This is a genomic window from Bradyrhizobium sp. S3.12.5, assembly GCF_040548225.1.
In the GTDB taxonomy this organism is placed as follows: Bacteria; Pseudomonadota; Alphaproteobacteria; order Rhizobiales; family Xanthobacteraceae; genus Bradyrhizobium; species Bradyrhizobium cytisi.
Genome location: NZ_JBEPRF010000003.1, coordinates 114,741 through 129,125 on the forward strand (window position 1 = coordinate 114,741; position 14,385 = coordinate 129,125).

The window sequence follows — 14,385 nt, forward strand, 5'->3', positions numbered from 1 at the left end:
ACTCAATTGCCGCTGGTTTATACAAAAAAATGATATAATCCTCCTACGGCGAGACGAGGGGATCCGCGAATGGAATTGCATCAGCTCCGATGCTTCGTGGCGGCGGCCGAGCAGCTGCATTTCGGCCGCGCCGCGCAGCATCTCCAGATGCTGCCGTCCGCGCTCGGCCGCCAGATCAGGCTGCTGGAAGAGGATCTGGGGACGCGGCTGTTCGCGCGCACCACCCGCGCGGTCTCGCTCACCGAGGACGGCACGACGCTGCTGCGCGACGCCCGCGCCATCCTCGCCCGGGTCGAAGCCGTGGAGAGTAACCTGCGCAACCGCTCGCGCGCCGGCGCCGCGCGGCGGCTGCGGGTCGGCGCCATCGACAGCGCGGCGGCGGGGTTGCTGCCGCCGCTGCTGCGTGACTTCCGCGCCGGGCATCCCGAGGTCGCGGTCCAGCTGCTGGAGGACAAGACTGTCCGGCTGTTGCCGAAAATCCTGACCGGCGCGCTCGATCTCGCCTTCGTTCGTCCGCCCGACCGGCCGGACAAGCGGCTGGAGTTCCGGCCTCTGCTTCAGGAGACCGCGATCGTGGCGTTTCCGCAGCGCCACGCGCTCGCTACGCGCAAGTCGATCACGCTGGCCGACATCGCCGACGAGCCGATGCTGGTCCCGGACCGTCGCTCGCGGCCGCACAGCCACGACCTCACGATAAAGCTGTTCGAGCAGGCCGGATTGATGCCGCGCATCGTGCAGGTGGCCGACGAGAAGCAGACCATCATCCATCTGGTGGCAACGAAGCTCGGGGTTGCGATCGTGCCGCGCTGGACCACGCGGATGGCGGTCTCCGGCGTACGCTTCGTACCGCTCCGTCCGAAGCAGAGCGGCCCTGTCGGCCGGCTGCCGCTGGCAGCGGCCTGGTTGCGCGGATCGCGCGATCCGGCCCGCGATGCGATGCTGTCGGTGTTGGAGGCGCGCCTGCGCAGCTATGCGCGGGAAGCGTGAGCGGCTATGACAGTGGCCTGGACAAACGGTGGATGCGATGACTGATCAGAAGGCTCAGAACGAATTGCGGGTTGCCATCGCAGGCCTGGGCTCGATCGGCAGCAAGATTGCAGCTGCGCTTGATCAGGGCATTGAGGGGCTGACGCTCTCTGCCGTGGCGGTACGCGATCCCGCGAAACACCAGAGCTTCCTGAGCAGCCTGCGCCGTCCGCCGCAGGTTTTGCCGATCGACCAGCTCGGCGACGCCGCCGACATCGTGGTCGAATGCGCGCCGAGCAGCCAGCTGCGCTCCATCGTCGAGCCGGCGGTGACGCGCGGCAGGTCCGCGGTCGTGGTCAGCGTTGGCGGATTGCTCGATAATTTTGATCTCGTCGATATCGCCCGCTCCAATGGCGGCCGCATCCTCGTCCCGACCGGTGCGCTGGTCGGGCTCGATGCGGTCAACGCAGCTGCGGTCGGCACCATTCATTCGGTGAAGATGGTCACGCGCAAGCCGATCGACGGGCTGAAGGGCGCACCGTTCATCGTTCAGAACAAGATCGATCTCGACAATCTGCGCGAGCCGCTAAAACTGTTCGAGGGCAGCGCGCGCGACGCGGCGAAGGGCTTCCCGGCGAACGTCAATGTCGCCGTTGCGCTGTCGCTGGCGGGTATCGGCCCCGATCGCACCCGGATGCAGGTTTGGGCCGACCCCACTGTGACGCGCAATGTTCACCGCATCGAGGTCGAAGCGGATTCGGCGCGGTTCTCGATGGGCATCGAGAACATCCCATCCGAAAATCCCAAGACCGGGATGATCACCGCGCTGTCCGTGATCGCGCTGCTGCGCAAGCAGCGCGCCACGCTTTGCGTCGGGACGTAACTCTCTAAGCGCCGGTGACGCGCCAGATCACGTTGCCGACGTCATCGGCCATCAGCAGTGACTTCTTGTCAGGGCCGATCACGACGCCAACCGGGCGGCCGTAGGATTCCTTCTCGTCCGGGGACAGGAAGCCCGACAGGATGTCGCGACCGTGGCCGGAGGGTTTGCCGTTCTCGAACGGGATGAACACCAGCTTGTAGCCGGATAGCGTGCTGCGATTCCACGAGCCGTGCTGGCCGATCACCATGCCGTCAGGGAAGCCCGGCAGCGTGCCGGCAGGCATCCAGCACAGGCCGAGCGAAGCGGTGTGGCCACCGAGCGCGTAGTCCGGTTGAAGCGCCTTGGCGACCATCGCTGCATCCTGCGGCACGCGGTCGTCCACCGTCTTGCCCCAGTAGCAATAGGGCCAGCCGTAGAAGCCGCCGTCGCGCACCGAGGTCAGGTAGTCCGGCGGCGTCTCGTCGCCGAGCCCGTCGCGCTCGTTGACGACGGTCCAGAGCACGTTCGTGTTCGGCTCCCACGCGAGTCCAACCGGGTTGCGCAGTCCTGCACCAAAAATGCGATGCGTGCCGGCGGTGAGATCGAGCTCGTAGACCGCGGCGCGGCCTTCCTCGACCTCCATGCCCATCTCGGCGATGTTGCTGAGCGAGCCGACGCCGGCGTAGAGCTTCTTGCCGTCGGGGCTGGCGAGCAGGCTGCGCGTCCAGTGGCCGCTCGGCTTGAAGGTGGTGAGCCGCTTGCCCGGCGCGGTGATGCGATCGGCATTGGCGACGTAAGGAAAGGCCATCACGCCGTCGGTGTTGCCGACATAGAAGGTGTCGCCGACCAGCGCCATGCCGAACGGCTGGCTGAGGTTCTCCATGAAGGCGCCGCGATATTCAGCGATGCCGTCGCCGTCCTTGTCGCGCAGGAGCGTGATGCGGTTGGCGGACTCGCCGAGCGCCGCGGCGCGCCGCATCGTCGCCTGCATCGCGTAGTGGAACACCGACCTCGGGGCGCCCGCGATCTGCGTCGCTTCCGCGATCAGCACGTCGCCATTGGGCAGCACCTCGATCCAGCGTGGATGGTCGAGCCCGGTCGCAAACGCATTGACCTTGAGCCCGGGTGCGGCCGTCGGCTTCTGGCCCTCGCTCCAGCCGCGGGCGGTCGGCATCTTCAACGTCGGCAGCGCGCCTTGCGGCTTCGCTTCGGGAATCGCCGGCGCTTGGCCCCAGGCCGGCGCGGGTGTGGTGCCCGACAGCTTTCGCCATTGCAGCGCGATGCCGCCCACGAACGCGACGAACTGCGCAAAGATGCTGGAAAATGTCATGAAAATCCCCTGTCGAACCCTGCGGCGCTGTCCAATGCGGATCGCCCAAAGCCCCGCGCGGGCCAGGACCTGATCTCTGCCTGATCGTCGAACTCTCCAGATCGACGATGAACTGTCGCCGTGCCGTTTTGCGCGCGCATCCAACTGGGTCGCGGTCAAAAGGTCAACCGCGGCGGAACTCCGCGGAGGTCTATTCCCGTGGAATGGCTGCTGATCGAATTTGCATGGGCGAGGGGACTAGCGGCGGACCTGCAGCTCCAGCCGTCGCGGCGCGCGGAAACGATCGAGGTGACGGATGTTCGGCGCGAGCGCGGCCTCCCTGGAGAGGAGGTGATAGACGCGCGCGACCGTGCGCTGCTTCAGCTTCGCGAAGGGGGCGGTTCCCATCAGCGCGTCGAACTGTGCGCTGTGCCCCGGACGCAGCGTAGCGCGCCTTCCGCGGTGCGCTGCTGAGCCGGGGCCCATCTTACGACCGCCATCTGTTGGGTCCCGGCTCTGCGTCGCAACGCCAAGAGCGTTGCAACGCGTCCGGGACACGAGACTAAACTTCAGCGCGGCGAGAGGAAGGGGATGATCATCGGGACGCGACGGCAATAGGCGCCGTAGGCATCTTCGCCGAGCTCCTTCGACAAAAACACCTCTTCCATCCGGCCCTTCTGCCACATGCCGAGTGAGATCAGGATTGCGCCGAGGATCGTCGTCACTGTACCGATCGCTATGCCGGTGACGAGCATGCCGAAGATCAGCCCGGTGTAGATCGGGTGCCGCACGATGCCGTACGGGCCGGTGTCGATGACGCGGTGGTCTTCCTTGTGGGTGATGGTGTTGGACCAAAACTTTCCAAGATGCAGCCGCCCCCACCAGGCGAAGGCGATGCCGGCGACCGAGAGAACCGCGGCGATGGAGATGCCCGTGTTGCTGAGCACCCAGAGCGGCTTCCAGCCCATGACTTCCGCAATCCATGGCGTGTACAGGATGCCGCCGACCAGGATCGGCAGACGATAGCGCTGCGACTCCAGCGTCATGACCTGCTTCTTGGTGCGGCCCTGCCAGAACGAGGCGCCCACCCAGCTGGCGAGAAAGGCGAGCCAGATCAGGGCCAGGAGTTCGGTCGGCCAGGTCGTGGTCCAGCCGCCCCAGGCGACAGAGAGAAGCTTGCTGAAATCGAAGGACATGCGGAAAGGTTCTTTGGGTTGGGGAGCAGATCAGCTCGCGCGCGACGACAGTGCGTGATGCTCGATGGCATTGGACGCGGCCTGGCCGCCGCGGGCGAGCAGATGGGTGATGGTTTCGCGCAGCACCGGCTCGATCGGGCGCGGCGCATAGCCGAGCTCGTTACGGGCCTTGCCAATTGAAAGGTCGCTCGCGGCAAGCGCGATGCGCACGCCCTCGGCGGTGCCGTTGGGCGGACGGCGCGTGATGCGGTCGGAGATCGATTCCAGCATGATGGCGGAGAGCTCGGCGATCTTGCCGGGAACGACCACCGGATATTGCCGCCGTCCGCTCATCGCTGACATCATCCGCAGGATCTGGCCGAGCCTGACGCAATCGCCGCCGAGGATGTAGCGCTGGCCGGTGCGGCCGCGCTCCATCGTCAGCACCAGGCCCATGGCGACGTCGCGAACGTCGACGAGGTTGACCAGGAAGTCGAGATGCGGCTGCACCTTCTTCTGCAGGAAGTACCACAGCATTGCGGTGGGCGGCGTCAGATTGTGGTCGGCGGGGCCGATCGGCATGGTCGGCGTGCCGATCACGAGCGGAAAGCCAGTGGATGCGGCCTTCGCCGCGTGGTGCTCGGCGAGGGACTTCGAGCGCGTGTAGGCGCCGGGCATCGCGTCGGCCGGCTGCAGCGCCTCCTCGGCGGCAACGCCGTCGAGGTTCGCATAAGGAAACAGGATCGATTCCGTCGAGCAGTGCAGGAAGCGCGACACACCGCGCTTCATCGCAGCCGCAAGCACGACCTCGGTGCCGCGGAAATTGACGTCATGAAAATCCCGCTTGTTGGCGACCCACATGCCGGGCAGGCCGGCGAGGTGATAGACTTGGTCTATCCCGGAAAGCGCAGCATCGACCGCGGCGCCGTCCAGCACCGAGCCGTGCACATATTCAACGTCCGCGTTCGCGGTGGCCGGCGGCCGCACGTCGAGAACACGTACCCGCTGCCCACGGGCGCGGAGCGCTTCGACGAGATGCTGTCCGATGAAACCGCTGCCACCGGTAACCAGTACGAGAGTCATGAAGTAGGTTTTGCTGTTCCGCTTCGAGAAAGCTATCGGGTTGAAAGGGAGTTGCTCGGAAGAGGCGCGAGAATCGCGGCAAGGTCGCGACGAAAACCCAGTGCAATGTAAAATTTTGCCATCACGAACATCGGTCCAAGCAGAAAATGCGTGGGGTGGTCGACCATCGACGGCTGCCGCTCCTCGAACACCCTGTGGCCGACGATCTGCGATGCGACGCCGAGCACGATCAGCACCGCAAAAATCGACCACATCATGGCAAGCGAGACCTGATTGCCGATCGCGGTTGCGACCGAAAGCAGCACGATCATCGACACGAGGATGCCGAGCCCGACCCCGGCGTCCAGCATCAGCCAGTAGACCAGCACGGGCAGGGCCAGAATCACCGCCAGACTGACCTCGACGCCGAACACGGAGAAATGGACCAGCGTCAGCGGCAGCGTCGCGCCGGTGAAGAGCAGGAGAATGCCGACCACATGCATCGCGCAATTCCAGGGATCGCGATGGTATTCGACATAATCGGCCAGTTGGCGTTGAAAATGGCCAGCCATCTTGGTCTCATGCGGCACGGGGTCGGGGAAGGGCGAAGACTGCCTATAGCACCTGATAGGGCAGTGCACAAACTGGCGCTATTGTCGCGCAGGACCGCGCTGTCGCGCTGTGAGACAGGTCACAAATCAGCCAAGACTTCAACGGGTTCCGCCGTGCGCAAAGGCCGTGCGCTCAATGTTTCTTGGCGGGCTTTTTCGTCGCAGGCGCAGGTGCTGCTGTGGGATGCGCAGGCGCATCTTCGGGCACTTTGGCAAAGGTCAGGATTTGCAACTGGCCGTTGACCGCCGAGGTCGGCTTGGCGCGGTCGAGGAGCTGCTCCTCGCCGAGGCCGATCGGCTGCAGCCGCTTGGTCGAAATCTTGAATGTGTTCACCAGCACGTCACGGATTGCATCCGCCCGGCGCTGGCTCAGGATCGCGTTGGCTTCCCGCGTCTTCTGATTGGACTCGACATGGCCGGCGATCAGGAACGTGTAGGGCAGCAGCGAGGCGTGAACCATTGCGTCGGCGATCCGGCCGACGGTCTGGTAGGAGTCCGGCTGGATGATCGGCGTGTCGGCGTCGAACTGGATCTGGGCGTTGAAGGCGGGCAGCTTGGCCAGATCGGGCGCGATCAGCGGCCGGTTCACCGGACCCGGATCGTTCTTGATCCTGGCCTTGGCTCGCTCCATCACCTGCTGCTTCAGCGCGGGAAGGTCGAGCTCGGGGGCCTCCTCGAAATGATTGAGCTTGCCGACGATGTCGTCACGGGTCGGCGCCGTCTGTGCGCCTGCTGCGCCCGCGAGCAGAGCGAGGCCCAATGCGAAACCGAGTCCGGCGGTGATGTGCCCGGCTGCGCGCATCATCGGTACCCCGCGTCGTCGACGGCCTTCAGGCAGTTGTTGCTGATGCCCTTGGGCGTCGAGATCAGGCAGGGGACCGACTTGCTGGTCTCCTTGGTCGAGCCGCCGCAGACCTTGACGATCTCGCGCTGGCAGGCGTTCGCGACCGTGACACGGGCGGCGACGCGCTTCTGGATGGCGTCGAACGCGGTGAGGTAGTCGCTCTGGCACTGCTGGGAGAGCACGTCCCGGTTGCGGGACAGGCACTCCTTCAGCCGGGTGGAATCCGGATTGACGCCGCGGCAATTGGCGACGATTTCCGCACCGCAGCTTTTTGCCAGCAGGCCGATCGAATCGCCAAAGCTCATGGTCTCCGCCGTCGCAAGCGACGGCATCCCCAATGCAAGGACGATCAGTGTGATGGAGCCCCGGACCATGGTTGCATCTGATACGGGGAAGTTCGCCATGGTCAAGGGGCGTTCGCCCGGGAATTGTCGAGAGTCCGGCCAATGCGGCGAACAGTCCTCACTCGGCAGCGTGAGCGCGGCTAGGCAACTCTATCAGGGCGACCATGTAGTTCCTGAGGTCCTCGGCAACCTCTGGATCGGCCTTAAGTTCGGTCAACGTCCTCGGCGAGGGAAGCTGGCGGCCGTCCCCGATCAGCTCCTGCGCGTAGAGCTCAAGCGCTTCCGGTGCATTCTCCAAGGCTTCGTCGATGTCGTCGCCGCCAGAAATGCAGCCGGGTAGGTCTGGAAACCACACGCCGACGGCGTGGTCCGGGCCTGCGTCCTCAATGATGGCAATGTAGTGAGCCATATCGACCTCAATCGGGCTTCCAGCCCGCCCCCTTATAAATGGCACGGACCAAGCCCTTTCCCAAGTCCTTCTTGGGATGCGGAACGACGATCGTTTCGCCCGAAGCGGGACTTTTGAACACGTGATGCGACCCGGTCACACGCACGAGTTTCCAGCCCTCTCGCTCCAGACGACGAATAATGTCGCGGCTTGCGGTCAGCATGACTTTCTCCCCAAGGAATCATCTGACCGGAACACTAAAACGTAGCCGCCGGGGTTAAATGCGGGCGACGCGGGTGTACTCACGCCCGCTGCACAAAGCTGTCCACGACCTTCTTCTCGCCGGCCTTGTCGAAGGCGATGGTGAGCTTGTTGCCGTCGATCCTGGTGACGCGGCCGTAGCCGAACTTCTGGTGGAAGACACGGTCGGAGAGCGAAAACTCGGATGTCGTGCCGGTCGATTTGGCGACCAGCTCGCCCTCGATCGTCAGCGGCCCGCGGCGGCGCGAGGAGAAGCTGCCGAAATCGGGGCCAGATGACGAAGAGGACGAAAAATTCGAGGCCTCTTCCTCGAAGCCGCCGCGTCCGCCGCCGCCATTGCGGCTGCCGCCTTTGTTGCGGTTGGCCTGGGCGCGCTGCCAGCCCGGCGTCGAATAGGTCGAGCCGAACGCCTCCATGTCGTCGAAGCGCGAGGCGCCGTAGCCGCCGGTGCCGCCCCAGGCTGAACCGCCCTTGGACTCCGTGATCTCGACATTGGCCGCCGGCAATTCGTCGAGGAAGCGCGACGGGATCGTGGTCGACCAGGTGCCATGGATCCGGCGGTTGGTCGCAAAATAGATTTTCGCGCGCCGCCTCGCGCGGGTGAGGCCGACATGGCCGAGCCGGCGCTCTTCCTCGAGGCCGGCGCGGCCCTGTTCGTCCAGCGTGCGCTGGCTCGGGAACAGGCCTTCCTCCCAGCCGGGCAGGAACACGTTGTCGAATTCGAGGCCCTTGGCCGAATGCAGCGTCATCAGCGACACCGCGTCCTCATCGGCGCCGCTGTCGCGGTCCATCACCAGGGAGATGTGCTCCAAAAACCCTTGCAGGTTCTCGAACTCCTCCATCGAGCGCACCAGCTCTTTGAGGTTCTCCAGCCGGCCTGCGGCGTCCGCCGAACGGTCCTTCTGCCACATCTCGGTGTAGCCGCTCTCGTCGAGCACGATCTGGGCGAGATCCGTGTGGGCGGTGACCTCGCGCTGGGCGCGCCAGCGGTCGAACTGGGCGACGACGTCGCGCAGACTGCCGCGCGCCTTCGGCTTCAGCTCGTCGGTCTCGACCACGGCCCGCGCCGCCTCGAACAGCGGAATGCGGCGCTTGCGGGCGTGGTCGTGCAGCATCTGCACGGTGGCATCGCCAAGCCCGCGCTTGGGCACGTTGACGATACGCTCGAAGGCGAGATCGTCGGCCGGCGAATTGATCACGCGCAGGTAAGCCAGCGCATCGCGGATTTCGGCGCGCTCGTAGAAGCGTGGGCCGCCGATGACGCGATAGGGCAGGCCGAGCGTGACAAAACGGTCTTCGAATTCGCGCATCTGGTAGGACGCGCGTACGAGAATGGCGATCTCGTTGAGCTTCTCGCCCTGGCGCTGAATCTGCTCGATCTCCTCGCCGATACCGCGGGCTTCCTCTTCCGAATCCCACGAGCCCGTCACCGTCACCTTCTCGCCGTCCTGGTCCTCGGTGCGCAGTGTCTTGCCGAGCCGGCCTTCGTTATGCGCGATCAGGTGCGAGGCGGCCGCGAGGATGTGGCCGGTCGAGCGGTAGTTGCGCTCGAGACGGATGACTTTTGCGCCGGGAAAATCGTGGTCGAAGCGCAGGATGTTGTCGACCTCGGCGCCGCGCCAGCCATAGATCGACTGGTCGTCGTCGCCGACGCAGCAGATGTTTTTGGTTTTCTCCCTCTCCCCGCTTGCGGGGAGAGGGGGAGTCTCCGCGAGCGCGGTGCTTGGAGAGTCCCCCTCACCCGATTTGCTTCGCAAATCGACCTCTCCCCGCACGCGGGGAGAGGTGAAAGAGGAGGGCGCCTGCGACAGCAGCCGCAGCCACAGATACTGCGCGACGTTGGTGTCCTGATATTCGTCCACCAGGATGTATTTGAAGCGCTGCTGGTACTGCCGGAGAATATCCGGGTGCTCGCGGAAGATGCGGATGTCTTCGAGCAGCAGGTCGCCGAAATCGGCGGCGTTCAGGATCTTCAGCCGCTCCTGGTAGCTCGCATAGAGCTTGCCGCCCTTGCCGTTGGCGAAGACGGCGGCTTCGCCTGATGGCACCTGCGACGGCGTCAGGCCGCGGTTCTTCCAGCCGTCGATCAGCCCGGCCAGCATGCGCGCCGGCCAGCGCTTGTCGTCGATGTTGTCGGCTTGCAGCAACTGCTTGAGCAGCCGCACCTGGTCGTCGGTGTCGAGCACGGTGAAGTTCGACTTGAGCTGTGCCAGCTCTGCATGGGTCCGCAGGATGCGGCCGCCGATGGAGTGGAAGGTGCCGAGCCACGGCATGCCTTCGACGGCCTGCCCGAGCATCTGGCCGAGCCGGTGCTTCATCTCGCGCGCGGCCTTGTTGGTGAAGGTCACCGACAGGATCTCGGAGGGGCGGGCGCGGCCCTGGCTCAGGATGTGGGCGATGCGGGTGGTCAGCACGCGGGTCTTGCCGGTGCCGGCGCCGGCCAGCACCAGAACCGGGCCATCCAGTGTCTCCACGGCGTCGCGCTGCTCGGGATTGAGCCCGGTCAGGTATTTCGGACCCACGGAGGCGCGCGCACGCGCGGCGATGCCGCCGGCTGCGGGCTGATGGTCGGGGACGCCTGTGATCTTGCTCGGCTCGGTCATGCGAATCATTGGCCCCACGATGGCACCGCGGGGTCGCGGAAGGGAGCCTTCATAACAGGGATTGCTGCCTATATGGGGCGGCCGGAACGGGTTTTCCACGTGCGCGGCAGGCCAATTTGTTCCTGACGCCGGCGCGAATTTCGCTCCTGCACGAGCCGGAACCATCGTTTCCGCGTCGAGATTGTCTCGTCAGGTGGCGCGGCCAGCCGCGCCGAACGCAGACAGACATCAAGACGAGGGTTTGACCATGCTTGGCTGGGTTGTGACGTTTCTGATTATCGCACTGATCGCCGGGATCCTGGGCTTCGGCGGCATCGCCGGCGCTTCGGTCGAGATCGCCAAGGTCATCTTCTTCATCGCGGTCATTCTGTTCCTGGTTTCGGCCGTGTTCGGCGTTGCCCGCCGCCGCACCAGGATCTAGCGGCGCTCACCGTTTCGAGGGCATCGATACGTTCCGGCCGATGCCCTCGGGCCGCGGCACGGCGCCGTGGGCCTTGGCAACCCCTGCGATACGCTCCTGGATGTCGGACGGAAACGGCGCAACGCGCCGCGCATTCATGTCCATGTGCAGCGACATGTTCTCCGACGTCGCCGACAGCCAGCCTTCAGTGGCGTGCCGCAGCTCCTCGAACGTGTGCAGCCGCTTGTCATCGGCTTCGAGCAGCCAGACGAAGATCTGCACGGGATCGCCGAGGTGAATTTCGCGCAAGTACCGCACATGGCATTCGGCGGTGAAGGTCGAGCCGTGGCGCTCCTTCTTGTAGGCGGGCCCTATCCCGAGCTCGAGCCAGAGTTCGTCGATCGCCCGGTCGAACATCACGTTGTAATAGGCCATGTTGAGATGACCGTTATAGTCGATCCATTGCGGCTCGATCTGCATGATCGAGCTGCGGAACGGCTTAGGCGTAGGGGCGGTGGCGGCACTCTCCGGCATGTCTCATTCCCTGGCTATGCGTCCGGTCGCTTGACTTGACCGGTGAGATGTCCTTTGCCACGGTTTCCTGTGTCGGGAGGAGTGTCCGTGGGTACGACCATCACCAATAATCCGCCGCGGCCGTCGCCGAAAGCCCTCGCAAGCGCGCTGGAGCAGCTTGCCGCACGCTTCGGCAACCGCCTCATCACCTCGCAGGCCGTCCGCGAGCAGCACGGCCATACCACCACATGGATCGTCAACCAGCCGCCGGACGGCGTGGTGATGGCGCAGGAGACCGCCGACATCCAGGACGTGGTGCGGATCTGCGCCAGCAACGGCGTGCCCGTGATTGCCTTCGGCACCGGCACCTCGCTCGAGGGCCAGGTCAACGCGCCCGCCGGCGGCATCTCGATCGATTTGCGCGACATGAACAAGGTGCTCGCGGTGCATGCCGAGGATCTCGACTGCGTGATCCAGCCCGGCGTCACCCGCAAGGCGCTCAACGAGCATCTGCGCGACCAGGGCCTGTTCTTCCCGATCGATCCCGGCGCGGACGCCTCGCTCGGCGGCATGGCCTCGACGCGCGCCTCCGGCACCAATGCGGTGCGCTACGGCACCATGCGCGACAGCGTGCTGGCGCTGAAGGTCGTGCGCGGCGACGGCGAGATCATCACCACAGGCACGCGCGCCAAGAAATCATCCGCCGGCTACGACCTGACGCATCTGTTCGTCGGCGCCGAAGGCACCCTCGGCATCATCTCCGAACTGACCATTCGGCTGCGCGGAATTCCCGAGACGATCGCGGCGGCCGCAGTGTCGTTCGTGACCGTGCATGGGGCGTGTCAGGCCGTGATCATGGCGATCCAGACCGGAATTCCCGTGGCGCGCATCGAGCTGCTCAACGCCGCGCAGGTGAAGGCCTGCAATGCGTATTCGAAGCTGACGCTGCCGGAGACGCCGCTGCTGCTGATGGAATTTCACGGCAGCGAGATCGAGGTCGATGCGCAGTCGAAGGCGTTCGGCGAGATCGCCAGGGATTGCGGCGGCGGCGATTTCTCCTGGACCACCAAGCCGGAGGATCGCACAAAACTGTGGCAGGCGCGGCACGATGCCTATTGGTCCGTCAAGGCGCTGCGGCCCGGCGACAGCATCGGCGTGGTCGCAACCGACGTCTGCGTGCCGATCTCGCGGCTTGCTGATTGCGTCAGCGAGACCGAGGAAGATCTCGAGCGGCTCAACCTGTTGTCGCCGATCGTCGGCCATGTCGGCGACGGTAATTTCCACTGCTCGCTGGTGTGTGACACCAACGACGCGGCCGAGATGGCGCGCGGCGAGGAGTTCATGCATCGCCTGGTCGAGCGTGCGCAGGCGATGGACGGAACCTGCACCGGCGAGCACGGCATCGGCCAGGGCAAGCAAAAATACCTCAAGGCCGAGCTGGGCCCAGAGGCGCTGGATGCGATGCGTGCGCTGAAAAAGGCACTCGATCCGCAAAACATCTTCAACCCCGGCAAGATCGTGCCGGAGGCGTAGCGCACGGCGCTGCATCGCGGTCGCGGAACTTTCGCCCACCACGCCGGTTCCAATTCCCGTCAACTTCCGATGCCTTAATGGCGCGGCTCTGCGGGAGGATGCGATGTTGCGACCGGTCATTGGAATTGCCGTGATGGCGCTTGCCTGCATGCTGGCAGGCGCGGCTCTGGGAAAGGGCGGCGGCGGACATGGCGGCGGACATGGTGGTGGTCATGGTGGTGGCCATGGCGGTGGGCATGGCGGTGGCCATCATGGTGGCGGCCATTTTGGCGGTCATGGCTTCGGACACGGGCATGGCGGCGGGCATCATGGCGGGGTGCGGTTCGCAGCCGGAGCTCGACATGGTGGTCCGAACTTCGGTCGGATCCGCAATGCGGGCGTCCGTCCTGCGCATTTCCGCAATGCCTTCAACGCGCACTCCAGCGCGTTCCGCAACGGCCGACTGATCAGCAATCCGGCGGCGCGGGCCCAGATCGCAGCCGCGGCCGCACTTGCCGGCTGGCATGGCGCAAGCAGCGGATGGTGGCAACATGCGGGGGGCGGCTATGGCTGGGTCGGACCGTTGTTCTGGCCGTTCGCCTATAACGATCTCTACGACTACACGATCTGGGGCGACGGTCTGGGCTTCTGGGGCTACGGCTACCCGGACATCTATGCCGGCATCTTCGGGCCCTATGGCTATGACGGCCTGTCGGCCTATCTGCCGCAGCGGCCGCAGGGACGACGGCAAGCGCGAGGCGTTGCGCTCGATCAGCTTTGCGGCAGCGACCGCCGCGAAATCGTCGGCCTGCCGATCGACCAGATCGCAGCCGCGGTGCAGCCGACGGAGACGCAAGGTGCAAGCCTCGACGAGCTCGGCAATGCCTCGATCCAGGCGGCGGGGATGATCCGGGCGTCCTGTCCGGCGCAGGTTGCGGCGACGGCGCCCGGTCGGCTGGCGGCGATGCAACAGCGTATCGAGGCGATGGCGAAAGCCGTCGATCTCGTTCAGCCCGCACTGGATAAATTCTATGGCTCGCTCACGGACGAGCAGAAGGCGCGCTTCAATGCGCTGGCCGAAGATCAGCGTCGCGCCACCGCTTCCGGCAATACCAATGGATCGCTGGTCCAGAATTGCGGGGCGTCTGCTGCGCTCGATTGGCCCGGAGCCGACATCGAGGCGAGGCTTCATCCCAACGACACCCAGCGCGCTGCGCTACAGGTGCTGCAGGATACCAGCGGCAAGGTCAGTGCATCGCTCAAGGCGGCCTGCCAGCCCAACGATGTGATGACGCCGCCGGCGCGCATGGCCGCGGTCCGCAAGCGGCTCGACGTAATGGTCGATGGCGTCAAATCGGTTCGCGCGGCGCTGGAGGATTTTTACGCCACGCTGAACGACGAGCAGAAAGCGCAATTCGAGGCGATCGGGCCACGTCGGACGTCCTGAATGCGTCGCGAGCCAAGGAGTGTGGCGCAAAAAACCGCCTCGCCGATCTCGCTGCGGTTCTCTATGCTGGGTGGACTGAAGCACGACA

Annotated in this window: 16 protein-coding genes; 5 read left to right on the forward strand and 11 right to left on the reverse strand. The window is 65.2% G+C overall.

Going from position 1 to position 14,385, the window contains the following annotated elements:
- Positions 1 to 69: 69 nt before the first annotated feature.
- Entirely contained in the window at positions 70 to 987 is a 918-nt protein-coding gene (locus ABIC09_RS04645; protein ID WP_354108539.1) for a LysR family transcriptional regulator, read from the forward strand.
- Between the two features lie 37 nt (positions 988 to 1,024).
- Positions 1,025 to 1,849 (forward strand): aspartate dehydrogenase, encoded by an 825-nt coding sequence (locus ABIC09_RS04650; protein WP_354108540.1) that lies wholly within the window; start codon positions 1,025 to 1,027, stop codon positions 1,847 to 1,849.
- A gap of 4 nt (positions 1,850 to 1,853) precedes the next feature.
- Here ABIC09_RS04650 and ABIC09_RS04655 read toward each other — a convergent pair whose 3' ends face one another.
- From ABIC09_RS04655 to ABIC09_RS04700, 10 genes are all read right to left on the reverse strand, one after another.
- Complete coding sequence (locus ABIC09_RS04655; protein ID WP_354108541.1) at positions 1,854 to 3,158, reverse strand: PQQ-dependent sugar dehydrogenase; 1,305 nt, start codon at positions 3,156 to 3,158, stop codon at positions 1,854 to 1,856.
- Between the two features lie 237 nt (positions 3,159 to 3,395).
- On the reverse strand, positions 3,396 to 3,545 hold the full coding sequence (locus ABIC09_RS04660) for a hypothetical protein (RefSeq protein ID WP_354108542.1): 150 nt from the start codon (positions 3,543 to 3,545) through the stop codon (positions 3,396 to 3,398).
- 161 nt (positions 3,546 to 3,706) lie between these two features.
- Positions 3,707 to 4,333 carry a methyltransferase family protein gene (locus ABIC09_RS04665; protein WP_148754125.1) on the reverse strand — a complete coding sequence of 209 codons (627 nt, stop codon included), beginning with the start codon at positions 4,331 to 4,333 and terminating at the stop codon, positions 3,707 to 3,709.
- A gap of 30 nt (positions 4,334 to 4,363) precedes the next feature.
- Positions 4,364 to 5,395 (reverse strand): NAD-dependent epimerase/dehydratase family protein, encoded by a 1,032-nt coding sequence (locus tag ABIC09_RS04670; RefSeq protein ID WP_354108543.1) that lies wholly within the window; start codon positions 5,393 to 5,395, stop codon positions 4,364 to 4,366.
- A gap of 32 nt (positions 5,396 to 5,427) precedes the next feature.
- Entirely contained in the window at positions 5,428 to 5,946 is a 519-nt protein-coding gene (locus tag ABIC09_RS04675) for an Mpo1 family 2-hydroxy fatty acid dioxygenase (protein ID WP_354108544.1), read from the reverse strand.
- Positions 5,947 to 6,118: 172 nt separating this feature from the next.
- The gene (locus ABIC09_RS04680; RefSeq protein ID WP_354108688.1) at positions 6,119 to 6,787 is read right to left on the reverse strand and encodes an OmpA family protein; all 669 of its coding nucleotides are present in this window, start codon (positions 6,785 to 6,787) and stop codon (positions 6,119 to 6,121) included.
- A complete protein-coding gene (locus tag ABIC09_RS04685; RefSeq protein ID WP_187435187.1) occupies positions 6,787 to 7,203 on the reverse strand; it encodes a hypothetical protein in 417 nt (138 codons plus the stop codon). Before ABIC09_RS04685 ends, ABIC09_RS04680 begins: the two co-directional genes overlap by 1 nt.
- 88 nt (positions 7,204 to 7,291) lie before the next feature.
- Positions 7,292 to 7,582, reverse strand: a complete 291-nt coding sequence (locus tag ABIC09_RS04690; protein ID WP_148754129.1) for a type II toxin-antitoxin system HicB family antitoxin — start codon at positions 7,580 to 7,582, stop codon at positions 7,292 to 7,294.
- 7 nt (positions 7,583 to 7,589) lie between these two features.
- Positions 7,590 to 7,784: a type II toxin-antitoxin system HicA family toxin gene (locus tag ABIC09_RS04695; protein WP_354108545.1), complete on the reverse strand. Its 195-nt coding sequence runs from the start codon at positions 7,782 to 7,784 to the stop codon at positions 7,590 to 7,592.
- A 79-nt stretch (positions 7,785 to 7,863) separates the two neighbouring features.
- Complete coding sequence (locus ABIC09_RS04700; RefSeq protein WP_354108546.1) at positions 7,864 to 10,434, reverse strand: ATP-dependent helicase; 2,571 nt, start codon at positions 10,432 to 10,434, stop codon at positions 7,864 to 7,866.
- Between the two features lie 238 nt (positions 10,435 to 10,672).
- Between ABIC09_RS04700 and ABIC09_RS04705 the strand changes: the two genes are divergently transcribed.
- The gene (locus ABIC09_RS04705) at positions 10,673 to 10,846 is read left to right on the forward strand and encodes a DUF1328 domain-containing protein (protein ID WP_148754131.1); all 174 of its coding nucleotides are present in this window, start codon (positions 10,673 to 10,675) and stop codon (positions 10,844 to 10,846) included.
- 6 nt (positions 10,847 to 10,852) lie between these two features.
- Here the strand turns inward: ABIC09_RS04705 and ABIC09_RS04710 are convergent, their stop codons facing one another.
- Positions 10,853 to 11,359, reverse strand: a complete 507-nt coding sequence (locus ABIC09_RS04710) for a thioesterase family protein (RefSeq protein ID WP_354108547.1) — start codon at positions 11,357 to 11,359, stop codon at positions 10,853 to 10,855.
- A gap of 87 nt (positions 11,360 to 11,446) precedes the next feature.
- On the opposite strand from ABIC09_RS04710, the gene ABIC09_RS04715 reads away from it, so the two are divergent.
- Positions 11,447 to 12,871, forward strand: a complete 1,425-nt coding sequence (locus tag ABIC09_RS04715) for an FAD-binding oxidoreductase (RefSeq protein ID WP_354108548.1) — start codon at positions 11,447 to 11,449, stop codon at positions 12,869 to 12,871.
- A gap of 103 nt (positions 12,872 to 12,974) precedes the next feature.
- The gene (locus ABIC09_RS04720) at positions 12,975 to 14,297 is read left to right on the forward strand and encodes a Spy/CpxP family protein refolding chaperone (protein WP_354108549.1); all 1,323 of its coding nucleotides are present in this window, start codon (positions 12,975 to 12,977) and stop codon (positions 14,295 to 14,297) included.
- Positions 14,298 to 14,385: the final 88 nt, after the last annotated feature.